The organism is Actinoplanes sp. L3-i22, from assembly GCF_019704555.1.
Lineage (GTDB): Bacteria > Actinomycetota > Actinomycetes > Mycobacteriales > Micromonosporaceae > Actinoplanes.
Genome location: NZ_AP024745.1, coordinates 4,783,477 through 4,805,134, shown reverse-complemented (window position 1 = coordinate 4,805,134; position 21,658 = coordinate 4,783,477). Strand labels below are relative to the sequence as shown.

Here is a 21,658-nt window from a genome sequence, read left to right as displayed (position 1 = left end):
TGAAGGAGCAACGATGACCGCACCGATCACGAGCGAGGCGCGCCCCCGGCTCACCGGCGAGCAGTGGCAGCGATTGAGCGCCTACGGCATCGCGGCCGACGCGCCGGCCGGCACGTGGATCTTCCGCGCCGGCGACGACAGCGACATGATCCTGATCGAGTCGGGCGCGGTGGCCATCGTGCGGCCCGCGACGGCCGACGACGACGAGGCGATCGTCGCGACCTACGGCCCGCGCCAGTTCACCGGCGAGCTCAACCTGCTCACCCAGCAGTCGGCCTATCTGGGCGCGCGCGCCACCGAGGCGTCGCTGGTGCGCCGGCTCGACGCCGGCGCCTTCCGGGCGCTGATGGACCGCGACCCGGAGCTGTCCGACATCGTCCTGCGCGCCCTGATCGCCCGGCGCCGCGATCTGCGCGACGGGCAGGCCGCGCGCACCCTGGAGATCGTCGGCAGTGACGCCTCCGCGGCCGCGCTCGCCCTGCGGACCTACGCCGCCCGGCTCCAGCTCCCGCACACCTGGAACGACATCGCCAGCCCGGCCGGGGCCGCGCTCGCCCGGGCCGTCGACGCCTCGACCGGCGACCTGCCCGTGGTCATCACGCCCGGCGCGGTGCTGCGGCACGCGACGACCAGCCTGCTCGCCGAACATCTGGGCCTGTCCTACCGGCCCCGCAGCGACGAAGAGGTGGATCTGGTGGTCATCGGCGCCGGACCGGCCGGGCTGGCCGCCGGCGTCTACGGCGCCTCCGAGGGCCTGCGCACCCTGGTGCTCGACTCGGTCGCCGCCGGCGGGCAGGCCGCGGCCAGCTCCCGGATCGAGAACTACCTCGGCTTCACCTCGGGCATCAGCGGCAACGACCTCACCGCGGCCGCCGCCGTACAGGCGCAGAAGTTCGGCGCCCGGATCGCCAGCCCCTGCCAGGTCGCCGAGCTGCACTCCGAACCGGACCGGGTCCGCGTCGTGCTCGCCGACGCCACCACCATCCGCGCCCGCGCCGCGGTGATCGCCACCGGCGCGAGATACCGGGCACTGCCGCTGCAGCGCTGGGCCGACTTCGAGGGCGCCGGCATCTACTACGCCGCGACCGAGATCGAGGCCCGCGCCTGCGGCCGACAGCCGGTAGCGGTGGTCGGCGGGGCCAACTCGGCCGGTCAGGCCGCGCTCTACCTGGCCGCCCGCGGCAGCCGGGTCACCCTGGTCGTCCGCGGAGCCGACCTGCGCGCCGGCATGTCGTCCTACCTGGCCGATCGGATCCTGGCCGACCCCGCCATCACCGTGCGCACCGGCACCGAGGTCACCGCCCTGCATGGCGACAGCCACCTGCGGCAGATCACCCTCACCGGCACGCCGGCGCAGGAATGCGCGGGCCTGTTCTGCTTCATCGGCGCGACCCCGGCCACCGCCTGGCTCGCCGGGCTGGCAACCGATAAAAACGGCTTCTTGCGTACGGATTCCCAGCTGCACGACGCCGAGCTGGGTCAGCGGTGGACCGAGCTGGACCGCCGGCCGCTGCCGTTCGAGACCAGCCTGCCCCGCGTCTTCGCCGCCGGCGATGTCCGCGCCGGGTCGATGAAGCGGGTGGCCGCCGCGGTCGGTGAAGGTGCCAGCGCGGTCAGCTCGGTACACGCCGCGCTGCGCACGGTCAGCGCCTGACCCGGCCCCGTCAGGCAGAACGGTTCGGAAAGCCGTTGCGGTACACGACGTCGATCTTCTCGTCGGGCAGCTGACGCCCGTCCTCGTCGACGAACGCGACGCGGACGGGCTTGCCGGTGCGCCGGTCGAGGCGCTGTGTGGCCGGCCCGGACGGCCGGGGCAGGTTCGCGTCGCCCCACAGCTGCAGGCCGCCGATCACCACGTGCAGTTGCCGCCCGGCCTCGGTCAGGTGGTACTCGAAGTGTCCGCGGTGCCCCGGTTCCCGGTAGGCGACCTTCTCCAGCACGCCGGAGTCCACCAGGGTGGCCAGCCGCTCGGTGAGCACGTCGGCGCCGATGCGCAACGACTCGCGGAACGCGTCGAACTTCGTGGTGCCGGCCAGCGCGTCCCGGACGATCAGCAGCGTCCAGCGTTCGCCGAGGACGGCCAGGCTGCGCGAGACCGCACAGCTGGAGTCCGCGAGCTTGGCAATGGTCATGAGGGGCCTTCCTGATCCGATCGCGGCGTTGGTCATCGCTCAAAATAGCCCCTGAGTTGGTTTTTGCAACCCAGATGAGGCGGCGGCCACAAAGCGCTCTCCGGCGACCGATCCACTGCTAGGTTGTGTTTACCAATTCAGCCTGGGAGGGCTTCATGACCAGCATCAAGGACGCTGTCGTCTTCGTGACCGGCGCCAACGGCGGCCTCGGCCAGCAGTTCGTCAAGCAGGCACTCGAGCGTGGCGCGGCCAAGGTCTACGCCACCGCCCGTACGCCGCGGCAGTGGCACGACGAGCGCGTCGTGCCACTGCGGCTCGACGTCACCAGCGAGGAGTCGGTCGCCGCCGCGGTCGCCGCGGCCGGGGACACCACCGTGGTCATCAACAACGCCGGCATCTACACCCACGGCGACACCATCACCGGCACCTCGATGCAGCGGATCCGGGAGATCTTCGAGACCAACTTCTTCGGCGCCGTCCTGGTCAACCGGGCCTTCGCCCCGATCCTGGGCGCCAACGGCGGCGGCGCCTTCCTCGACGTGCACTCGGTGCTGAGCTGGCTGGGCGTCGCCGGCGGCTACAGCGCCGCCAAAGCCGCCTTCTGGTCGGCCACCAACAGTTTCCGGGTCGAGCTCGCCGCCCAGCACACCCAGGTCGTCGGGCTGCACCTGGGCTACACCGACACCCCGATGATCTCCATGGTCACCGACGAGAAGAACGACCCGGCCGACATCGTGCGCGCCGGCTTCGACGGCCTGGAGAACGGCGAGCACGAGGTGCTGGCCGACGACCGGGCGGTCGCGGTCAAGGCCGCCCTCTCCGGCAGCATCGGCGACCTGTACGGCTTGACCCCAGCGGCCGGCTAATTACTCGCCGTTGAATGTTGGCCGTGTAATCCGTCGGTTCTGAGGCCGCTTCGGGGCAGGCTGTTCCTCTCGCTGTGGTGCGAGAGGTGATGCCGGGTGGGCCGACGCTCTGGACCCAAAATGGAGAGGGGCACACCGAACAAGGTCAATGAGCAGACCCGCGACCGGATCTGCGTGATCGCCCGGTGTGCCCCCGACCCCTCGGCCAGCAGTTCTCCACCTGGTCACTGTCCAAGCTGCGTGACTACCTGATCGACTCCGGCTACCTTGACGCGATCAGCACCGAGACCGTCCGGCGGATCCTGCACGAACGCGGCGTCACCTGGCAGCAGCCGAAGACCTGCAAGGCCAGCAACGACCCCGACTTCACATCGAATATGTAGAGATCGTTAAAGAGGCCAAAAGATTTAGTCGTAGTTCTTGCGCTGTCTGGAAGTTTGCGGATCTGTGCCGCTTGAACCAGGTGGGCTAGCGAGCGAGACCGCGATCAGTAAGTCCCACAAAAAGGCCGTTCACCTTGGCAGATCCCCGATGGCGTCAACCGCTTCCTTCTCGGCTTCGATTGGCTGTCGTGATAGGGCGCGCGGAATCCTCGCGCTGCCGCTGCTCTTTGCGCTCCTGGCGTTCGCGCTCCCAGCGTTTTGCCTCTTGCTCGCGCTCACGAGCCCATCGGCGTTCTTCTCTGCGGTCCGTAAGCCACTGCGTGACAAGATCGCCGGCGCGAGTCCCAAGGACGCCGATCACCGCAATGATCAACGTCACGTTGGACCCGCCTGAGGTCGTATCCGCGGCGAGCGTCACGCTTACATGCTGATGCCACCGGCCAAGGTCGACTCTGTCGGCTTGCCGACTGTTGACGCCTGCGGGTGAACCCGGGGCGAATGACGGCTGTATCACTCGGTGCGAGGCGGGCAGGGCAACATCGATGGACGATTATTGATACCCTCACGCGGTTCGTTACCAGGCGGAGGAAATGTGGAGACTCCACAGGAAGCAACGATCAGGATGCAGCGACTTGTGGGCAAAGTCGCGTTCCTGCTCACTTTCATTTACATCATGATCCTGATAAGTGGTGCGGCAAGGCTGGTAAGTGGGGTGGAGACCAACCCTGTGGTTTGGGGTTTGTTCTTGCTGCCGGCGGCAGCGTTTGTTCCGGCGATGATCGATGCGGTCAAGCTTCACAGAACGTCTGATCCCGATAGCCTGAAGCCGCTCTGGCGGCATTGCGCCCTTTACACCGTGATCGGGCTGGTTCTCCTCATCGCTACCGCCTACTCCATCATTGCGGTGAACGGGTCATGACGCTCAATGTCGATCCGGAAGCATTGAGAATCTACGCGACCCACCTTGCTGGGCTTAATCAAGCGGCCCAAAGGGCGAAAGATTATGTCAACAAGTACGGCGCACTGAACGTTCATCAGCAAGGTCTAATTGGAAAACTGGTTGGCTTTCATGACAACTATGTCGACGATCTGAACAAGATGCTCGACCAGCTCGCCAAACTTCTCGAATCCTCCGGTGGTGCGCTGACGAAGTCAGCCGCCAGCTATGAGAACACTGATAGATGGTCGGCGTCTCAGATCGATGATTCACTTCCACAGATACCTAGGGCGAAAGCTAATCCACCTGGGGCGAGAGCTAATCCTTCACGGGACTAGCCGTCACTGAACGGGGAATTCAGTGCAGGATGACAACTCTCAGGCGCTAACTGTACCGGGGTGGAGAGACCCTACTGACTACCTCGTCGAACCTGGCGAACCTGACGAATCAATCAGCAACGGATTCGTCAACCCGCTCGACCTTTTCAACGCTATCAGCCCTTCAGCCTGGCTCAATGAGGCTATCGAAGGAATCACTGGAGTTGACGTCTTCGGATGGTTCACCGAATGGCTTGCCGGGGACTGGGAGGGAGTCTGGAAGTTCGGCGACGCTATGACCAATCTTGCTGGGTGCATGCAGCAGATCGGCGTCGATATTCAGGCCGGTTTTAGTCAGGTCGATGGTGTCTGGGACGGGAATGCAAGCGATGCCGCCTACGCCTACTTCTCGAATCTAGCCACCAAGACGAGCGGTCAGCAGGTAGCGATCTATCCCGGTGGGGAGACGTACCATAAAGCAGCGACAGGGGCGTGGCAGGTTTCCAATCAGCTTGGCAACGTTTTCCAGGCTCTTGCGGATAACGCCATTTTGTTCGGCCTAACTGTGGGCGCAAGCGGCGCTCTCATGGGGACCGGTGTCGGTGCTGTCGTTGGTGGTGCGGGCATGGGAGCCGCCGCCCTGATCGTTCTGGATATGCTCACGCTCATCAACAGGGCTTCTACGATCATCAACACTGCCGGAACGGTTATTCTCGGACTCCTCGGGGAAGGCATGTCGCTCGCTTACCAGGGTGGCGACCTGTCGAGCGTTCCACTTCCTAATGCCCCCTACGTCTCACCTGAGATGTGAATCAATGAATGATGAATTAGAACGTCAGATCGAGACGACGGTCAGCTCACCGCGGGTGGCGCGCACCGTCAAGGACAGCCTAGAACGGTTGAAGAACGGCAACGGCGGCCCAGAACTTCAAGAGATCGCCCGTGGCCTTCTTGACGGCAGCATCACGCTGCGGGACCTGACGCGAACCTCGATCTACTCGGGCGTGTTCATGGATCAGTTTCAGCGGTACAAGGACTGGGAGGCCGGCCTTTCCGAGGAGCAGCGTGCGGAGTTCGAGCGGGAAACCAGAGAGGCGTACGGTCCGGACGCGCCCTTCCGCGACCGCTGAGACCGTCAGTGCGGTTGCATGCGCGTACCGCAACGTTTTCGCTGCTCAAGCCATAACCTCCCACACAACAGCGAGAGCAACAGCCGGCCCTAAGCAGCCTCAGAACCGACGGACTACACCGCCAACGGTCAAAGACGAGGCACTAGCTCGACCGCGCGGCATACCCGCCACCAGGACGTGGCCCGCCGAACACCGGCGGCCACGCTGCGTGACGGGGCCCCAGATGTGGGTCCTCACCGGGCACCCAGGTTCCGTTGGCTGCGCCTCGTTCTGCCGAGCATTTCTGACGACACCGTTCGACGTGCCGACCTGACAAACGCCCGTCCACTTCTCGGCCAGCCAGCGCCGTCAATGGGTAGTGCGGCATCCACTTCGGCGTCACCCTGTGGTCACGGACGGCGGATTGGCTGATCGACATGCCCACTCGTCGTCAACTTCTCTCCGGCGCCGCCATCGCCGCCGGTGCCATCGCACTGCCCGGCGGCGGCGCCGCGTACGCGTCCGCGCCGGCCGACCTGTTCCCCATCGGTGTGGCCAGCGGCGACCCGCTGCCCGACGCCGTGATCCTCTGGACCCGCCTGATCAAGGAGGGTGGCCTGCCGCACAAGGCCATCGAGGTCGACTGGCAGGTCGCCCGCGACGAGCACTTCCGGCGGGTCGTCCGCTCGGGACGCACCTACGCTCGTCCCGAGCTCGCACACTCGGTGCACGTCGACGCCCGCGGCCTGGACGCCGGCCACGAGTACTTCTACCGCTTCCGGGCGCTGGGGCGGATCAGCCCCACCGGCCGAACCAAGACCGCGTCCGCGGCCAGCTCGCTGCGCTTCGGCATCGTCAACTGCCAGGACCTGCAGAACGGCTACTGGCCAGCGTACCGGGGACTGGCGGACGAGGACCTCGACGTCGTCTTCCACCTGGGCGACTACATCTACGAGTACGACCCGTCCAGCGTGTACGCCGATCGCCGGCACACCACCCCGGCGACCCTCGGCCTCGACCAGCTCGTCACGCTCGACGACTACCGGGCCCGGCACACCCAGTACAAGGGCGACCCGGCGCTGCAGGCGGCCCACGCGGCGTTCCCGTGGATCGTCACCTGGGACGACCACGAGACCGAGAACAACTACGCCACCCTGACCGACGAGGTCGACGACACCGGCGCCAAGCGGCAGACCCCGGCGGAGTTCGCCAAGCAGCGGGCGGCCGCGTACCAGGCGTACTACGAGCACATGCCGATCCGCGCCAACCTGCACCCTGGCAGCGCCGATCTGCGCATCTTCCGCCGCTTCGACTACGGGCGGCTGGTGCGCTTCAACGTGCTCGACACCCGGCAGTACCGGACCGACCAGCCCGGCGGCTTCTCCGGCGACTTCGGCCTGGCCGAGGCCGGGCTCGCCAACACCACCGGCACGCTGACCGGTGAGGACCAGGAGCGCTGGCTGCTGCACGGCCTCGACCGCAGCCCCGCCCGGTGGAACGTCATCGCCCAGCAGGTGATGATGAGCCGCACCAAGTTCCCCAACCCGACCGGCGCCGGGCCCACCACGCTGGCCAACCTCGACCAGTGGGACGGTTACGCGCCGCAGCGCACCCGGCTGCTGCAGCACCTGCACGACGCCAAGGTCGCCAACCCGGTGGTGCTCGCCGGCGACATCCACTCGAGCTGGTTCAGCGAGCTCAAGCTCGACTTCGACCGGCCCGAGCAGGCCTCCGTGGCGGTCGAGTTCACGGCCACCTCGATCAGCTCCGACTTCCCCGCCGCCTACGATGCGCCGATCAAAGCTCTAAACCCCATTCTCAACCCGCACGTACGGTATTTCGACGGTTCCCGCCGTGGATACCTGCGGTGCGCGGTCAACCGCCACGAGTGGCGCACCGACGCACGCACGGTCGAGACGATCGCCGTACGGGAGGCTCCGGTCACCACCACCGCCTCGTACACCGTCGAATCCGGCACGTCCACCCTGGTCACAAGCTAGTCACGCCGTTGACCCGCGGGTTTTCGCAGGTCGGCTCGGCGGCCAAGACACTGGTCGGACGAGCCTGAACCGGGCCGATGGCCGGACATGCGTCCGGCCATCGGCCCGGCGCGACCGTCGGACGCGATCCATCAACCTCGTCTCGACCAATTGTCAAGACGCCACGTTGAAATCGTGCGGCCACGCAGCGATTCTTCCTTTTACCGCCCGGTCTAGGCTCTCGCTATCCAGAACGCGGTCGACCTCGGGTTCTTTGTCATTCATGTATTCGTCGTCGCCCCGATGTGCCCTCAAGTCCTCGAGGAGTTCTGCCTCCTCAGGAAGTTCGAAGTAGCGATACGCCTCGATCGCATGCCGGACCTGATCGTCGCTGTTGGTCTCCATTGCGTGGATGATGCCGTCGCTCTCGACCGCACCAAAAACTCGCTGGATGCGGGAAAGCATGAGCAGGCCACGCGGCACACTCTCGCCGGCATTGCCGGCAGAGGCCACCAGAAGGGCCTCGTTCCAGATCTGCCCGTAAGGACTGATCATTTTCAACCCCTGGAATCGACTACTGCGCCGACCGGCGTGATGACTATGCCGCCCGGGCGGTGAACAACGCCCGGTGCAGCATCGCGCGCACCCGGTCCCCCGCGCCCGCCCGGCCCACCATGTCGCCGTCGGCCATGGCGCCCGCCGCCATCGGGAACGCCAGCATCACGTCCTCCATCGCGACCTGCGGGTGCACCAGCCCGGCGTCGAGACCGCGGCGCAGCAGCGGCTCGAATGCCGCGATCGTGCGGGCCGACAGGCCGGTGAGCCAGGTCAGGTCGGCCGCGGACAGCAGCCGCGACAGACTCCGGTTCGCCATCTGCTGATCGAGCACGAAGTCGAACAGGATCACGATGCCGCCCGCGGTCTCGCGCAGCTCGGCCGAGCGCTGTTCGATCAGGGCGACGTTCTCCTCGAAGATCGTCACTGCCAGCTGTTCGCGCGTCGTGAAGTGCCGGTAGAGCGTCGTGCGGCTGACCTCGGCCAGTCGCGCGACCTCTTCGAGGGCGACATCGGCGCCGCGCTCGGCGAAGACCTGGCGAGCCGCGTCCAGCAGCCGCTCGCGATTCTGCACGGCGTCTCGCCGCATCGTGCGCTGCACCTGGTCCGACATGCTCAGCACCTTACTAGTCACTATCCGTACATTAATGTACGCATTCTCACGATCACCGTGCCGCAGCCCCTGGCAGAAACCTAGCCACGATCCGTACACGGGTGTACGTTTCTGTAACGCCGGGGAAACGAAGCCGCCAAGGCCTTCCGGCGAGCACCCACCACCCTGACCCACTCCGCAGCGGATCCGTTTCCTCCCACGGCCGAAGCCGGGGGTTTCCACGGAAGGCATTCGATGACCATGCACCTGCCCGCGCGCGACATCCCGGTTCCGTCGCTGCTCAGCCCCGAGGCGCAAGCCCAGCTCACCCAGAATGCCGGCATCTCGAATCCGCCCTGGCCCGCCCAGGACGACATCGAGGCCTGGCGGGCCCTGATCACGCAGATGGATCGGATCGGTGTGGCCGGACTGTCGATGATGGCCCAGCACATTCCGGCCAAGACCAAAGAAATCAACATCGACGGCGTACGGGTGTATGTCGTGACCCCCGACGGCCTCGCGCCCGACGACCCGGCCGTCTACCTCGATGTCCACGGCGGCGCACTGCTCTGGGGCGGCGGCGAGAGCTGCCGGGCGCTGGGCATCATCACCGCCGGCATGGTCGGCGCCACGGTGTGGGCCGTCGACTACCGGATGCCGCCCGACCACCCCTACCCCGCCGGGGTCGACGACTGCATCACCGTCTACCGCGCCCTGCTGCGCGAAACCGGGCCGGAGAACATCATCATCGGCGGCAGCTCAGCCGGCGGGAACCTGGCCGCGGCCGCCATCCTCAAGGCCCGCGACGAAGGATTCCCGCTCCCGGCCGGCGCCGTGCTGATGACCCCCGAGATCGACCTCACCGAGTCCGGCGACTCGTTCAGCACCCTGATGGGCCTCGACACCGGGCTGACCAGCCGCCTCATGCCGGCGAACCTGCTCTACGCCGGCGGGCACGAGCTCACCGACCCGTACGTGTCCCCGCTGTTCGGCGACTTCACCACGGGCTTCCCGCCGACCTTGCTGGTCAGCGGCACCCGGGACCTGTTCCTGTCCAACACCGTCAACATGCACCGCGCCCTGCGCCGAGCGGACGTCGACGCGCAGCTGCACGTCTTCGACGCCGCCACCCACATCGGCTTCATCGGCGCTCCCGAGAGCGACGACCGCACCCGCGAACTGCGCCGATTCACCGATCGGCAATGGCACCGGAAAGGACCACGCGCATGAGCGCAGTGACGACGGTCCGGGGCGACATCGCCCCGGAGCAGCTCGGTTACACCAGCATGCACGAGCACCTCAACGCCGAGTTCTCGCTGATGGCGAACCTGATCAAACGCTACGGCGCGCCCGAGGTGCCCGCGGCCCTGCTCGAGCTGCGCACCGACAACCTGGCCTTCCTGCGCGACTTCGGCGCGATCATGTCGCCGGCCTGCGCCACCGCCGGCGACGTCGAGTTCACCGCCGCCGAGCTCACCTACTTCAAGCAGGTCGGCGGCTCGGCCATCTGCGACGCCTCACCGATCGGGCTGCGCGGCGACGTGCGCGAGCTGCTCGCCGCGTCCGAGCGCGCCGACGTGCACGTCGTGTTCGCCACCGGCCTCTACGTCGCCGACGCCCGCCCCGCCGGCTTCGAGAACCGCGACGAGCACGACCTGTACGCCTTCTTCTCCCGCGAAGTGAGCACCGGAGTCGAGGACACCGGCCTGCGACCCGGCATGCTCAAGTGCGCGCTGTCGGCCGTCGACCCGGCCGCGCCCCTGCACGCCAGTGAGGTGACGACCCTGCGCGCGCTGGGCCGGCTGTCCGCCGAGACGGGCCTGAGTCTGCACGTGCACACCGCGTTCCCGATGTCGTCCGAGCAGGTTCTGCGCGGCCTCGAGATCGCCCTGGCCACCGGCATGTCCCCGGACCGGCTCGTCATGATCCACATGGACTCGTTCCTGCGGCCCTGGGACGCGCTCGACTCCTACGTCGCCGATCCCGACGCGGTGCGCACCGTCTCGACCGAGCTGCAGCGCAAGGTCCTCGACCACGGCGTCAACATCGGCTTCGACTCCTGGTCGGCGACCACCGCGATCCTGCCCGACGACTACGACCGCGCCAAAGGACTCGTGCAGTTGCTGCGCGCCGGCTACGGCGACCAGATCGTCCTGGGTCACGACACCGCCAGCAAGGTCAACGGCAAGGCCTACGGCTATTACGGCTACACCCGCTTCCCGCAGTTCCTGCCGCCGGTTCTGACGCGGGCCGGGTTCGGCGACGACGTCTACCGCACGCTGGTCGTCGACAACCCGGCCCGCATTCTCGCGCACTGACACAGCGACTGCCGCATCGACGATCCGAGGCCGGGGCCGCCGTCGTTCGCGACGGCGGCCCCGGCGCCGGTCAGTCGAAGGTGACGACCACCTTGTCGGTGGCGCCGGGGCGCCCGGCCAGGTCGATGGCGCGGGCCGTCTCGGCGAAGGGCACCAGATCGCTGACGATCAGCGCGTACTTGTCGGTGTTGGCGGCGATGTCCGCGGCCACCTCGGCCATCTCGCTCGGGTGGCCCATCGAGTGCACGATGGTCAGCTCGGACGGGATCAGCTGCTGGAAGTCGACCTCGACGCTCTGGTGGTAGATCCCGACGATGCCGAACACCGCGCCCAGCTTGGGCCCGGCGAAGACCGTGCGGGCCACCGCCGGCACCCCGGCCGCGTCCAGGTAGATGTCGGTGCCCGGCAGCCCCGGGCGCCCGAAGGCGTCGGTGCCCTCGCCGTGCAGCTCGACCAGCCGCGCCCGGACGTCCTCGGTGCTGGAGTCGATGACCGCGTCCGCGCCGAGCTGCAACGCCTTCTCCAGCCGGCTCGGCTGCACGTCGGCGACGACCACGTGCCGTACGCCGTGGGCCTTGAACGCCAGCAGCGCGCCCAGCCCGACCGGCCCGGCCCCGAACACGATCGCCGTGTGCTCAGGCTTGGGGTTCGTCCGGTCGACCGCGCGACGGGCGACCGCCAGCGGCTCGGTCAGCGCGGCGACGTGCCACGGAACGTGGTCGGGCAGCACGATCACGTTCTTGCCGGCGACCGCCGCCCGCACGGCCAGGAACTCGCTGAGCGCACCCTGCGGCCCGCCCCCGCCGATGATCGCGTCGGCCACCCCGGTCGGGTCGATCACCACGTGGTCGCCGACGGCCAGGCCGGTGACCTCGGCGCCGACCTCGACGATCTCGCCCGCGGGCTCGTGTCCCATCGGCGAGGAGGCCGCGCCGGGCATGATGCCGCCCTGCGCCAGCGCGTGTGGGTCGGCGCCGCAGATGCCGCACGCCTTCATCCGCACCAGCACGTCCCGCGGCCCGGCAACCGGCCGCTCGACCTCGATCGTCGCGAGCCGGCCGGGCCCGGTGACAGTCACGCTCTTCATCGACGTACCTCCATGGTCAAGTTCTTGCCCAATAAACGTACACTATTGTACGTTTACTGTTCCGCATCGAGGGAGGACCGACAGATGAGAGTGCTCGTGATCGGCGCCGGCGTGCTCGGCACGGCCTACGCGGCCAAGCTCGCGCAGGCCGGGCAGGACGTGACGGTCGTCGAGCGGTCACCGCAACGGCTGGCCCAGATCCGCGAGCACGGCCTGGTGATCGAGAAGATCGGCGAAGACAGACAGGATTGCGTACGTGTCCCGGCGCTCGACCGCATCGACGCCGGCGCCGAGTTCGACGTGGCCATCGCGATCGTCCGCAAGCCCCACCTCGACGCCGTGCTGGCCGAGCTCGCCCCCACCCCGATCCCCACGCTGCTGTTCATGGTGAGCAACGCACAGGGCCCGCGCGTGCTGGTCGACGCCGTGGGCGAGCGCGCCCTGGCCGGCTTCCCGGGGGCCGGTGGCGAGCGCGCCGGGCACGTCGTGCGATACCGCATTCCGCCCAGGTTCATGCAGCAGACGATGCTGGGCGAGCCCGACGGGTCGCGTTCGGACCGGGTCCGGCAACTGGCCTCGATGTTCGACGCGGCGGGCTTCTCCGCCGCGGTCTGCCCCGACCTCGACGCCTGGCTCAAGTCGCACGAGAGCTTCGTCGCCGCGACCGCGAACGCGACCTACGCGGCCGGCGGCGACGCGCACCGGCTCGCACACGACCCGGAGCTGCTACGGCTGTGCGTGCGGTCCATCCAGGAGCTGTACGCGACCCTCGACGCCCTGCGCGTGCCGGTGCTGCCCGGCTGGTTCCGGCTCTGGCAGCGACTGCCCCGGCGCGCCATCGAGTTCTCGTTCGGCCGCTTCCTCGACAGCGCCGCCTGGGAACTGGGCACCAGCCAGATCAACAGCATGCGCGACGAGGTCGAGCTGATCAGCCAGGAGCTGCTGCACCTGGCCGACACCGCGGGCACCCCGGCCCCCGCCTTCCGCGAACTGGTCAACCGATCGAAAACGGAGCAACTGTGAGCAAGACCTGGTTCATCACCGGCACCTCGCGCGGGCTCGGCCGCGCCTTCACCCAGGCCGCCCTCGAACGCGGCGACCGGGTCGCGGCCACCGCGCGCAACACCGCGGCGCTGGCCGGCCTGGTCGACGCGTTCGGCGACGCGGTCCTGGCGCTGCCCCTGGACGTCACCGACCGCACCTCGATCGACGCCGCGGTCACGGCGGCCCACGCCCACTTCGGGCGGCTGGACGTCGTGGTCAACAACGCCGGCTACGGGCTGCTCGGCATGATCGAGGAGGTCTCCGAGACGCAGTTGCGCGACCAACTGGAGACCAATTTCTTCGGCGCGTTCCGGGTCACCCAGGCCGTGCTGCCGATCCTGCGCGCCCAGGGCCACGGCCACCTGGTGCAGATCTCGTCGGTCGGGGGCGTCACCGCGTTTCCGTACCTCGGCGGCTATTACGCCTCCAAGTGGGCCCTGGAGGGCCTCAGCGAAGCCCTGGCCCGCGAGGTCGCCCCCTTCGGCATCGACGTCACCCTGATCGAGCCCGGCCTGTTCGACACCGGCGGCATGGCCGCCAACGTGCGCGCCGACCCGCTGCCCGCCTACGACCAGGTCCGGGCCGTCTTCTTCGCCGGCAACGCCAACCAACAGGCGGGCGATCCGGCCGCTGCCGCAGCCGCTCTGCTGCGCGTCGTCGACGCCGATCAGCCGCCGTTGCGGGTCCTGTTCGGCACCGGCCTGGCCCCGATGGTCCAGCACGTCTACGCCGACCGGCTGGCGACCTGGGCCGACTGGGAGCAGGTCGGCGCCGCCGCTCAGCACTGAGGCCGTTTCCGCCCTGGCAACTATCCGTACACAGATGTACGTTTCGTATTCGGTAACGCGTACGAAACGGAGATGGGTGTCATGGAAGGTCTGAAAGACAAGGTCGTCGTCTTCGCCGGCGCCGGGGGCATCGCTACCGCGACCGCCGCCCTGCTCGGCGCGGGCGGCGCGAAGATCGTGGTGAGCGACATCGTCGAGGCGTCGGCCGCCTTCACCGCGCAGGCGGCCCGCGACGCCGGCGGCCAGGCGATCGCCACGGTTGCCGACATCTCGGACGAGGATCAGGTCGTCGCGCAGATCGAGCTGGCGATCAAGGAGTACGGCCGGATCGACGGCCTGTTCAACGTGGCCGCCAACATCAGCCCCGAGCAGGTCGCCCGGGACACCGACGTGACCACGATCGACCTGCAGGCGTGGCAGCGCACCATCGACGTCAACCTCACCGGCTACCTGTTCACCCTCAAGCACGCGCTGCCGCACATGATCGCCGGCGGGGGCGGCTCGGTGGTCAACACCATCTCCAACGCCGTCTACGCCGGGATGCCCGACAAGGTGGCCTACCAGGTCACCAAGGCGGGCGTGAGCGCGCTCACCCGGCACGTCGCGCGCCGCTACGGCAAGGACCGGATCCGAGCCAACAGCCTCTCCCCCGGCCTGGTGCTCACCGAGCAGACCAAGCTCAACCTGCCCGAGGCGTACCGGGAACTGATCTTGCAGCAGACCCCGTCCTGGCGAAACGGCGAACCGGCCGACCTGGGCGCCACCGCGGCGTTCCTGCTCTCCGATTTGTCCGCCTGGACCACCGGCCAGGTCTTCAACGTCGACGGCGGCACCACCATGCGCGCCTGAACAACCCTGGATCGACGTGGGCGAGCGGCGGGGCCGGGTCAGAGACGGAAGCGGTCGGAGACCAGCCGGAGCTGGTGCGAGAGGGTGGCCAGCTCGACCGCGGCCGCCTCGGTCTGGTTCGCCGCCTCGTGGGTGCGGACGGTGGTGTCGGCGACCCGGTAGCTCGAGTCGCCGGGTTCCGGAGTCAGTAGCGGAACTTGTCTCGGGAGCTGCGCCGGTTCAACCGAGCCGGTAGGTCGTCCAGGTTGTCGCCATGGCGCAGCTGCTCGTTCGGCTCATGGCCCTGGGGGAAACGCCGCATGGTTACGACGAAGCCTTGGACCAGACGGTCCTCGCGCAGGTCGCGGTAGGTGGCTTCGACCATCACCTGGCTGTCGTCGGCGCGCCGCAGCGAGCAGAACACCACGCCGTCGCCCGCGCTGTCGAAGGCCTGGCGCAGCTGACCGCGATCGTCGGGATCGACCAGGTCGTCGAGGGTGGCCAGTGGTGGCAGGTCATCGACGCCGAGCAGCTCGCGCAGCGACGGACTGGCGTAGCGGACGCGCCGGTCCGGGTCGATCACCACCATGATGTCCGCGCTGTTGCGGATCACCGCGCGCAGATAGAGGTCGCTGTCGCGGCGCCCGACCGCCTCCACGAGGCAGATGCGATCGAGCGCGAGCGCCGCCTGACCGGCCAACACCTCCAGGGTGTCGCGGGTGGCGCTCAGGGTGTCGCGGCGGCCGACCAGGGTCAGGGCGCCGCCGCTGGGCCGGGCGACGTCGAGCGGCTCCAGCCAGAGCGGACAGACCAGCGTGGCGTAGTCGCCCTGCACGCTCCCGGCCCACCAGCTGCGGCGTGGTGGGCCGGCGCCGGGCACCGCTTCCGGCGTGAGCTGGCGGTCCTCGACGGCGAAGTCGGTGCTGCGGATCGCGGCCGGTGGCATCAGCTCGGCGATCGCGGCGCGCACGGCCCGGTCCACGGCCGCGGTGTCGGCGGCGGCGACCAGCGCGGCGCTGGCCTGGCGCAGGCCGCGCTCACGGGTCAGGGCCTGGCCGTTGAGGGTCACCGAGTCGGCCAGCCGCGTGATGGTCAGCAGCAGCGTGATCGCACCGGCCACGGCGATCACCACGCCGTCGCCGACCGTCCCGTTGACCGCCTCGATCATCAGCACGACCGGCGGGGTGGCGACCGAGATGCCCAGCAGCGCCGCCCAGCGCACCCGCCACGGGCTCGGCCGCGGCGTCACCGGGTCGGTGAGCCGCAGCATCGACGGGTGCAGCGCGGCGGCGCCCCAGGCCAGGTAGAGCACCACGAACCCGGACTCGCTGAGCCGGCCCGGCCACAGCGGCTGCGCGATGTCGCTGACCAGCACCCCCACCGCGCCGATGACCAGCAGCACGGCCGAGAGGTTGCGGCCCACGGCGACCAGCAGCCGGACGACGACCGCGAGCAGCAGCAGGGCGCCGATGACGTACGCCCCGGAGACTTCGCCGATCTGGCCCGCGTCGCCGATGACGAACACCCAGACCGCCAGCAGCGTCGAGCACGCCAGCGCGAGCAGGTCGATCAGCCGGGCCCGGTCGACCAGGATCGCGCCGACCCGGGTCAGCTGCAGCAGACAGCCGGCGACCAGCACGATCATGACGTAGAAGCAGACATCGGCCAGGCCGGGCCGGTTGAGCGCGGTCAGCACGTCGCCGGCGGTGCTCGCCGCGATGGCGCCGGCCAGCAGCAGCCAGGGTCCGCTCCGGGCCGGCCGGTGGCGACGGACCCCGTAAACGATGGCGGTCGTGCTACCGATTCCCAGCACGGCCCACGCGATGGCCCTCAACACACCCAACTAGTACCAGTGGCCCGTCTCGCGTCCAAGTCCCTGTTACGCCGATCGATCGACGCGTTCGGTCACTTCTGGTATTTGCTCATGTCGTAGGTGTGGACGGCGGCGGGGTCCAGGACCGTGCGGTAGTTGTACGCGGCGCAATCCTGGAAGGTCGCGATGCTGATCTTGCTCGCGGAGCGCTGCAGGACTCCGCGGGACGGGCCGTTCGAGCCGATGCCGGCCCGGTGCACCATCCATTCGATGTCGCCGGCGTCCTGCATCAGGTACCGCAGGACCGCTTCGTTGTCGCGGTGCTGGCCCTCGTAGCCGCGGGCCACGCTCTTGCGGATCGTCCAGACAACCGGCGAGAGGCGCCGGCCCGGGACTCGGGTCAAGCCGCCCGCCTGGTAGAGCAATCGTTTGACGCCGTGTGCACGCATGGCCGGGATCAACGACCGTACAAAAGCGGTGTTGATGTTGTGCTTTTCCTGGGTTTTCCGGTCGCCGAGCATGGCGACCACGTAGTCGGCGCCGGGTACCAGGCCCGCCCAGTCGGCGGCGGTGTGGATGGATCCCGGGTGCACCCGCAGATCGGCGCCGGTCGAGGTGAGCTTCTCGGGATTGCGGGCCAGGGCTCTGACTTTGTGTCCCGCTTTCAGGGCGAGGGCGACGAAGTGCTGACCCGTCTGGCCGGTGGCGCCGAATACCAGGAACGTCTTCTGCCGCATCATTTCTCCATGTCGGCGTGCAGGCCGAAGGTGACTCCGGTCAATTTCTCGGACGCGATCCACAGCCGGCGCGCCAGTTCGGGGTCGCGGGAACGTTTGGAGCGGCCGATCAGTTCGGCCCCGCCGCGCATGTGCAACGCGTGCTCGGGGCCGGTGAAGGCGCCCGGCGGAATGTCGGCGGTGGCGGCGAACAGCACCGGCAGCGCGCCCTGCTCCGGACTCTGGGCCAGGTAGCGCACGGCGAGCCGGCTCAGCGTGCCGCCACTGCCGCGGGTCATGTCGGTGGCGACCAGGCCCGGATGCGCGGCGGCGGCCAGCACCGCGGAGCCGGCGGCGGCCAGCCGGCGCTGCAGCTCGGTGATGAACAGCAGGTTGGCCAGCTTGGACGCGGCGTAGACCCGGGATTCCCGGTACGGCGTGCGCTCCTGGAACAGGTCGTCGAGGTTGATCCGGGCGGCCCGCTCGGCCTGCGAGGACAGCGCGACGACGCGCCCGGTGACGTGCGGCAGCAGCAGGTTGGTCAACGCGAACGGGCCGAGGTGGTTGGTGCCCAACTGCAGCTCGAAGCCGTCGGTGGTGCGCTGCCGGGTCGGCGAGGAGACGCCGGCGTTGTTGACCAGCACGTCGATCGGGCCCTGCCAGTCGTCGGCGAACCGGCGCACGGAACTCAGGTCGGCCAGGTCGAGCGCTCGCACGATCGCCCCGCCGGGGATCGAGGCCGCGGCGGCGGCCCCCTTGGCCGGGTCACGCACGGCCAGCACGACCCGGGCGTGCGCGGCGCCGAAGGCTCGTGCGGTGGACAGGCCGATGCCGCTGGTCGCCCCGGTCACGACGACGGTTCGCCCGGTCAGGTCCGGAAGTGGGAAAGGCTTCGAGGTCATGCCACCAAGCTAGGCAGTGTCTAGAAAATAGTCAACGTCTAGAATCTAGTCGGCGTCTACCGCTGCGGTATGATCAGCGGATGAGGCGGCCCTTCCACCACGGCAACCTGCGGGCGGTCCTGCTCGAACAGGCCGAGGCGATGCTGCGCGAGAGCGGCGTCGACGGGCTGTCGCTGCGCGAGCTCGCCCGGCAGGCCGGGGTCAGCCACGGCGCGCCGCGCAGCCACTTCATCGATCGGCAGGCGCTGCTCGACGCCCTCGCCGAGCAGGGCTTCGACCGGATGGCCGAGCAGGTGGGGGCCGCGCTGCGCACCCCGGGCCCGATCCGGGAGCGGATCCGCCTGGTGGGGCGGGCCTACGTCGGCTTCGCCGTCGACAACGCGGCGCTGATGGAGCTGATGTTCGCGGCCAAGTCGAACGACCCGGCCGGGCCGGTCAACGACGCCGCGGTCCGGCTGTTCACGCTGCTCGACGGCACGCTGGCCGATTCCGCCGGCGGCCGGGCCGACGATGGCGCCCGGGAGCGGTTCAAGCTGCTGTTCGCCGCGTCGATGCAGGGCACGGCCGCCCTGATCACGTCGCGGCGGATCACGCCGGCGCACGGCGAGACGCTGGTCGACGACGCGACCGATGCGCTGCTGACCTCGCAGCTCGGCGCGCAGGTGCTGCCTCGCCGCTGAGCGGAGCCGGTCACCACACCCGCGGCCGTATCGTTGTCATCCCCCAGACGCTCCTGCCGCTCTCTGGAAAGGGCCGTGCCGTGAGCTTCGACGTCATGCTCGTCCCCCGTCCCGGCAGCCGCTGGCAGCTGGATGCCGCCGCTTTCCGCAGCGCCGCCGCGCGGGACTGGCCCGGCGCCGAGCTCAGCGCCGAGATCGTGATGGGCAGCGGCAACACCGGCGTCATGCTGAGCACCCCGGTCGGCGACGGGCGGCCGCTCAGCTGCACCCTGTCGGTCGAACCGGACGGCGACGGCTCGTTCAGCATCCAGTCCGGAACCGGGATCGAGGCCGCCGCCATGTTCGCCTGGTTCCGCGCCTGGCTCGGCCCCGGGCAGCCGGCCGGCATCCTCACGACCTCCGGGGACGGGACGACGGCCGAGGTGCCCGCCGGCGCGGGCGCGGGCGACGTCCTGGCCATCATCGACAGTTTGCGTCCCTGACGCCGTACCGTCAGCGCTTGATTTTGATCTTGATCTGGTCGGGAACTCACTGGCGCAGGTGTTCGCGCAGCCAGCTCTCGGTGTTGCTGACGTGCAGCAGGGCCGCCGCCTGCGCGAGCGGACCGTCCCGCGTGACCAGCGCCTGGTAGATCGCCTCGTGTTCGGCCACCGTGCGGCCGGCGGCGTCGCCGTCGACCAGTCCGCGCCAGATGCGCGCGCGCAGGGTCTTGCCGGAGATGCCCTCCAGCAGGCTGACCAGGGTGTCGTTGCCGGTGGCCGCGATGACCGCGCGGTGGAATGCGGCGTCGTGCAGGTTGAGCAGTTCGACGTCGTCGCCGGCGCGGCGCATCGCGTCGAGGTGCCGTTTCACCTCGGCCAGTCCCGGCTCGGCGATCCGGGTGGCGGCCAGCGCGGAGGCCGCCGGCTCGAACAGCCGCCGCACCTCCATCAGGTCCAGCAGCGTGCCGGCGTCGCCCTGCAGCAGCTCGACCGCTCCGCCGAGGCCGCCCAGCAGCATGTCCGGCTGCAGGCTGGTGACGTAGGTGCCGTCGCCGCGGCGTACCTCCAGTACGTGGGCCACCTGCAGGGCCTTGACCGCCTCGCGCATGAGGTTGCGCGACAACCCCAACTGGACGGCCAGTTCCGGCTCGGCCGGCAGTTTCGATCCGGGGGCCAGCTCACCGGACTGGATCCGCTCGCGGATGCGGGCGATGGCCTTGTCGGTAAGCGACACGGTGACTCCTTCATGGATCTCCCGGCTCGGGCCGGTGGTCATCGGCCGGATCATTCTGCGCCGGGTCCCGGCGCGCTCAGGCACGACCGGCCCACACGGGTCCGGCGGGATAGGCGTAGCGCGCCAGGGAGGCCGGGTGCATCTGCGCGTGCAGTCCGGGTGCGGCCGGCGCGACATAGCGCCCGGCCAGCACGCGCGCCGGGTGCAGGAAGTGCTCGTGCAGGTGGTCGACGTACTCGATGACCCGGTCGCGCATGGTCGCGGAGACCGCGACGAAGTCGAACATCGCCAGGTGCTGGACCATCTCGCACAGTCCGACGCCGCCGGCGTGCGGGCAGACCGGCACCCCGAACTTCGCGGCGAGCAGCAGGATCGCGAGGTTCTCGTTGATCCCGCCGACCCGGGACGCGTCGATCTGGACGATGTCGACCGCGCCGGCCTGCAACAGCTGCTTGAAGACCACCCGGTTGGCCCCGTGCTCGCCGGTGGCGACCTTGATCGGGTGCAGCGCCCGGCGCACGGCGGCGTGCCCGAGCACGTCGTCGGGCGAGGTGGGCTCCTCGATCCAGTACGGGTCGTACGGCGCGAGCCGCCGCATCCAGTCGATGGCCGGCTGCACGTCCCAGCGCTGGTTGGCGTCGACGGCGATGCGCACGTCGTCGCCGACCGCCGCCCGGGCCGCGCGCATGCGCCGCACGTCGTCCTCGACCGAGGCGCCGACCTTCAGCTTGATCTGGGCGAAGCCGTCGGCGACGGCCTGCCGCGCGAGCCGGGCGAGTTTCTCGTCGGAGTAGCCCAGCCAGCCGGGCGTGCTGGTGTACGCGGGGTAGCCGTGTTCGAGCAGCGTCGCGATCCGCTCGTCGCGGCCCGCTCGGGCCCGGCGCAGCAGGTCGAGCGCCTCGCCGGGGGTCAGCGCGTCGGAGAGCCAGCGGAAGTCGATCTGGGCGACGAGCTCGGCCGGTGACATGTCGGCGAGGTGGCGCCAGACCGGCTTGCCGGCCCGCTTGGCGGCCAGGTCCCAGGCGGCGTTGACGACCGCGCCGGTGGCCATGTGGATGACGCCCTTCTCCGGGCCGAGCCAGCGCAGTTGCGGATCGTGGATCAGTGCGCGGGCGAAGCCGCCGAGGTCGTCGCACACCTGGGCGACCGGGCGCCCGACCACGTACGGGGCCAGCGCGGCGATCGCGTTGGCCTGCACGTCGTTGCCCCGCCCGGTGGTGAAGGTCAGCGCGTGCCCGTCCGCGTCGTCGCCGGCGTCGGTGCGCAGCCGGACGTAGGCGGCCGAATAGTCCGGTTCCGGATTCATCGCGTCCGATCCGTCCAGCTGATCGGAGGTCGGGAAGCGCACGTCGAGGACGTCCAGGGCGGTGATGCGCGCCGAACCGGCCATGGTGACT

Annotated in this window: 25 protein-coding genes; 15 read left to right on the top strand and 10 right to left on the bottom strand. The window is 69.2% G+C overall.

What is annotated here, in order from left to right; all coding sequences use genetic code 11:
* Positions 1-13 precede the first annotated feature (13 nt).
* Complete coding sequence (locus L3i22_RS21305) at positions 14-1,654, top strand: cyclic nucleotide-binding domain-containing thioredoxin-disulfide reductase (protein WP_221328710.1); 1,641 nt, start codon at positions 14-16, stop codon at positions 1,652-1,654.
* Positions 1,655-1,664: 10 nt separating this feature from the next.
* Here L3i22_RS21305 and L3i22_RS21300 read toward each other — a convergent pair whose 3' ends face one another.
* Entirely contained in the window at positions 1,665-2,132 is a 468-nt protein-coding gene (locus L3i22_RS21300) for a helix-turn-helix domain-containing protein (protein WP_221328709.1), read from the bottom strand.
* Positions 2,133-2,287: 155 nt separating this feature from the next.
* Here L3i22_RS21300 and L3i22_RS21295 point away from each other — a divergent pair, with 155 nt between their 5' ends.
* Both L3i22_RS21295 and L3i22_RS21290 read left to right on the top strand, forming a co-directional pair.
* The gene (locus L3i22_RS21295; RefSeq protein ID WP_221328708.1) at positions 2,288-2,998 is read left to right on the top strand and encodes an SDR family oxidoreductase; all 711 of its coding nucleotides are present in this window, start codon (positions 2,288-2,290) and stop codon (positions 2,996-2,998) included.
* Between the two features lie 185 nt (positions 2,999-3,183).
* On the top strand, positions 3,184-3,381 hold the full coding sequence (locus tag L3i22_RS21290; protein WP_255658464.1) for a hypothetical protein: 198 nt from the start codon (positions 3,184-3,186) through the stop codon (positions 3,379-3,381).
* Between the two features lie 154 nt (positions 3,382-3,535).
* On the opposite strand, the gene L3i22_RS21285 is transcribed toward L3i22_RS21290, so the two are convergent.
* Positions 3,536-3,799: a hypothetical protein gene (locus L3i22_RS21285; protein WP_221328707.1), complete on the bottom strand. Its 264-nt coding sequence runs from the start codon at positions 3,797-3,799 to the stop codon at positions 3,536-3,538.
* A 174-nt stretch (positions 3,800-3,973) separates the two neighbouring features.
* On the opposite strand from L3i22_RS21285, the gene L3i22_RS21280 reads away from it, so the two are divergent.
* The 5 genes from L3i22_RS21280 (at position 3,974) to L3i22_RS21260 (ending at position 7,744) form a co-directional block, all read left to right on the top strand.
* Positions 3,974-4,300, top strand: coding sequence for a hypothetical protein (locus L3i22_RS21280; RefSeq protein WP_221328706.1), 327 nt, complete (start codon positions 3,974-3,976; stop codon positions 4,298-4,300).
* A complete protein-coding gene (locus tag L3i22_RS21275; RefSeq protein WP_221328705.1) occupies positions 4,297-4,656 on the top strand; it encodes a type VII secretion target in 360 nt (119 codons plus the stop codon). The genes L3i22_RS21280 and L3i22_RS21275 overlap by 4 nt, the downstream gene beginning before the upstream one ends.
* 22 nt (positions 4,657-4,678) lie before the next feature.
* The gene (locus L3i22_RS21270; protein ID WP_221328704.1) at positions 4,679-5,446 is read left to right on the top strand and encodes a hypothetical protein; all 768 of its coding nucleotides are present in this window, start codon (positions 4,679-4,681) and stop codon (positions 5,444-5,446) included.
* Positions 5,447-5,450: 4 nt separating this feature from the next.
* Complete coding sequence (locus L3i22_RS21265) at positions 5,451-5,765, top strand: hypothetical protein (protein ID WP_221328703.1); 315 nt, start codon at positions 5,451-5,453, stop codon at positions 5,763-5,765.
* Between the two features lie 416 nt (positions 5,766-6,181).
* The gene (locus L3i22_RS21260; RefSeq protein WP_255658462.1) at positions 6,182-7,744 is read left to right on the top strand and encodes an alkaline phosphatase; all 1,563 of its coding nucleotides are present in this window, start codon (positions 6,182-6,184) and stop codon (positions 7,742-7,744) included.
* 153 nt (positions 7,745-7,897) lie between these two features.
* Here L3i22_RS21260 and L3i22_RS21255 read toward each other — a convergent pair whose 3' ends face one another.
* Positions 7,898-8,278: a hypothetical protein gene (locus L3i22_RS21255; RefSeq protein ID WP_221328702.1), complete on the bottom strand. Its 381-nt coding sequence runs from the start codon at positions 8,276-8,278 to the stop codon at positions 7,898-7,900.
* A 43-nt stretch (positions 8,279-8,321) separates the two neighbouring features.
* Entirely contained in the window at positions 8,322-8,891 is a 570-nt protein-coding gene (locus L3i22_RS21250) for a TetR/AcrR family transcriptional regulator (RefSeq protein WP_221328701.1), read from the bottom strand.
* Positions 8,892-9,125: 234 nt separating this feature from the next.
* Between L3i22_RS21250 and L3i22_RS21245 the strand changes: the two genes are divergently transcribed.
* Together L3i22_RS21245 and L3i22_RS21240 are read left to right on the top strand one after the other, a co-directional pair.
* On the top strand, positions 9,126-10,100 hold the full coding sequence (locus L3i22_RS21245) for an alpha/beta hydrolase (protein WP_221328700.1): 975 nt from the start codon (positions 9,126-9,128) through the stop codon (positions 10,098-10,100).
* Positions 10,097-11,188, top strand: a complete 1,092-nt coding sequence (locus L3i22_RS21240; RefSeq protein WP_221328699.1) for a phosphotriesterase — start codon at positions 10,097-10,099, stop codon at positions 11,186-11,188. The genes L3i22_RS21245 and L3i22_RS21240 overlap by 4 nt, the downstream gene beginning before the upstream one ends.
* 70 nt (positions 11,189-11,258) lie before the next feature.
* Here the strand turns inward: L3i22_RS21240 and L3i22_RS21235 are convergent, their stop codons facing one another.
* Positions 11,259-12,275, bottom strand: a complete 1,017-nt coding sequence (locus L3i22_RS21235) for a zinc-binding dehydrogenase (RefSeq protein ID WP_221328698.1) — start codon at positions 12,273-12,275, stop codon at positions 11,259-11,261.
* A 12-nt stretch (positions 12,276-12,287) separates the two neighbouring features.
* Between L3i22_RS21235 and L3i22_RS21230 the strand changes: the two genes are divergently transcribed.
* The 3 genes from L3i22_RS21230 (at position 12,288) to L3i22_RS21220 (ending at position 14,956) form a co-directional block, all read left to right on the top strand.
* Positions 12,288-13,298, top strand: a complete 1,011-nt coding sequence (locus L3i22_RS21230) for a ketopantoate reductase family protein (protein ID WP_370644488.1) — start codon at positions 12,288-12,290, stop codon at positions 13,296-13,298.
* The gene (locus L3i22_RS21225; protein ID WP_255658461.1) at positions 13,295-14,107 is read left to right on the top strand and encodes an SDR family NAD(P)-dependent oxidoreductase; all 813 of its coding nucleotides are present in this window, start codon (positions 13,295-13,297) and stop codon (positions 14,105-14,107) included. Before L3i22_RS21230 ends, L3i22_RS21225 begins: the two co-directional genes overlap by 4 nt.
* 81 nt (positions 14,108-14,188) lie before the next feature.
* Positions 14,189-14,956, top strand: a complete 768-nt coding sequence (locus L3i22_RS21220; protein WP_221328696.1) for an SDR family NAD(P)-dependent oxidoreductase — start codon at positions 14,189-14,191, stop codon at positions 14,954-14,956.
* A gap of 184 nt (positions 14,957-15,140) precedes the next feature.
* Here the strand turns inward: L3i22_RS21220 and L3i22_RS21215 are convergent, their stop codons facing one another.
* The 3 genes from L3i22_RS21215 to L3i22_RS21205 form a co-directional block, all read right to left on the bottom strand.
* Positions 15,141-16,748, bottom strand: coding sequence for a PAS domain-containing protein (locus L3i22_RS21215; protein ID WP_221328695.1), 1,608 nt, complete (start codon positions 16,746-16,748; stop codon positions 15,141-15,143).
* Between the two features lie 92 nt (positions 16,749-16,840).
* A complete protein-coding gene (locus L3i22_RS21210) occupies positions 16,841-17,485 on the bottom strand; it encodes an NAD(P)-dependent oxidoreductase (protein WP_221328694.1) in 645 nt (214 codons plus the stop codon).
* On the bottom strand, positions 17,485-18,366 hold the full coding sequence (locus tag L3i22_RS21205) for an oxidoreductase (RefSeq protein WP_255658460.1): 882 nt from the start codon (positions 18,364-18,366) through the stop codon (positions 17,485-17,487). Before L3i22_RS21205 ends, L3i22_RS21210 begins: the two co-directional genes overlap by 1 nt.
* An 80-nt stretch (positions 18,367-18,446) precedes the next feature.
* On the opposite strand from L3i22_RS21205, the gene L3i22_RS21200 reads away from it, so the two are divergent.
* Positions 18,447-19,046: a TetR/AcrR family transcriptional regulator gene (locus L3i22_RS21200; RefSeq protein WP_221328693.1), complete on the top strand. Its 600-nt coding sequence runs from the start codon at positions 18,447-18,449 to the stop codon at positions 19,044-19,046.
* An 80-nt stretch (positions 19,047-19,126) separates the two neighbouring features.
* Positions 19,127-19,528, top strand: coding sequence for a hypothetical protein (locus tag L3i22_RS21195; RefSeq protein WP_221328692.1), 402 nt, complete (start codon positions 19,127-19,129; stop codon positions 19,526-19,528).
* 46 nt (positions 19,529-19,574) lie between these two features.
* Here the strand turns inward: L3i22_RS21195 and L3i22_RS21190 are convergent, their stop codons facing one another.
* The gene (locus L3i22_RS21190; RefSeq protein WP_221328691.1) at positions 19,575-20,261 is read right to left on the bottom strand and encodes a FadR/GntR family transcriptional regulator; all 687 of its coding nucleotides are present in this window, start codon (positions 20,259-20,261) and stop codon (positions 19,575-19,577) included.
* 76 nt (positions 20,262-20,337) lie between these two features.
* Positions 20,338-21,651, bottom strand: a complete 1,314-nt coding sequence (locus L3i22_RS21185; protein WP_221328690.1) for an enolase C-terminal domain-like protein — start codon at positions 21,649-21,651, stop codon at positions 20,338-20,340.
* Between the last annotated feature and the right edge of the window lie 7 nt (positions 21,652-21,658).

Excerpts from the sequence above, each read along its gene's own strand:
- L3i22_RS21255 (WP_221328702.1), bottom strand. The coding sequence starts at position 8,278 with ATGATCAGTCCTTACGGGCAGATCTGGAACGAGGCCCTTCTGGTGGCC.
- L3i22_RS21235 (WP_221328698.1), bottom strand. The coding sequence starts at position 12,275 with ATGAAGAGCGTGACTGTCACCGGGCCCGGCCGGCTCGCGACGATCGAG.
- L3i22_RS21300 (WP_221328709.1), bottom strand. The coding sequence starts at position 2,132 with ATGACCATTGCCAAGCTCGCGGACTCCAGCTGTGCGGTCTCGCGCAGC.
- L3i22_RS21265 (WP_221328703.1), top strand. The coding sequence starts at position 5,451 with ATGAATGATGAATTAGAACGTCAGATCGAGACGACGGTCAGCTCACCG.
- L3i22_RS21200 (WP_221328693.1), top strand. The coding sequence starts at position 18,447 with ATGAGGCGGCCCTTCCACCACGGCAACCTGCGGGCGGTCCTGCTCGAA.
- L3i22_RS21260 (WP_255658462.1), top strand. The coding sequence starts at position 6,182 with ATGCCCACTCGTCGTCAACTTCTCTCCGGCGCCGCCATCGCCGCCGGT.
- L3i22_RS21230 (WP_370644488.1), top strand. The coding sequence starts at position 12,288 with ATGGTCAAGTTCTTGCCCAATAAACGTACACTATTGTACGTTTACTGT.
- L3i22_RS21185 (WP_221328690.1), bottom strand. The coding sequence starts at position 21,651 with ATGGCCGGTTCGGCGCGCATCACCGCCCTGGACGTCCTCGACGTGCGC.
- L3i22_RS21220 (WP_221328696.1), top strand. The coding sequence starts at position 14,189 with ATGGAAGGTCTGAAAGACAAGGTCGTCGTCTTCGCCGGCGCCGGGGGC.
- L3i22_RS21275 (WP_221328705.1), top strand. The coding sequence starts at position 4,297 with ATGACGCTCAATGTCGATCCGGAAGCATTGAGAATCTACGCGACCCAC.
- L3i22_RS21245 (WP_221328700.1), top strand. The coding sequence starts at position 9,126 with ATGACCATGCACCTGCCCGCGCGCGACATCCCGGTTCCGTCGCTGCTC.
- L3i22_RS21205 (WP_255658460.1), bottom strand. The coding sequence starts at position 18,366 with ATGACCTCGAAGCCTTTCCCACTTCCGGACCTGACCGGGCGAACCGTC.
- L3i22_RS21240 (WP_221328699.1), top strand. The coding sequence starts at position 10,097 with ATGAGCGCAGTGACGACGGTCCGGGGCGACATCGCCCCGGAGCAGCTC.
- L3i22_RS21210 (WP_221328694.1), bottom strand. The coding sequence starts at position 17,485 with ATGCGGCAGAAGACGTTCCTGGTATTCGGCGCCACCGGCCAGACGGGT.
- L3i22_RS21305 (WP_221328710.1), top strand. The coding sequence starts at position 14 with ATGACCGCACCGATCACGAGCGAGGCGCGCCCCCGGCTCACCGGCGAG.
- L3i22_RS21250 (WP_221328701.1), bottom strand. The coding sequence starts at position 8,891 with ATGTCGGACCAGGTGCAGCGCACGATGCGGCGAGACGCCGTGCAGAAT.
- L3i22_RS21295 (WP_221328708.1), top strand. The coding sequence starts at position 2,288 with ATGACCAGCATCAAGGACGCTGTCGTCTTCGTGACCGGCGCCAACGGC.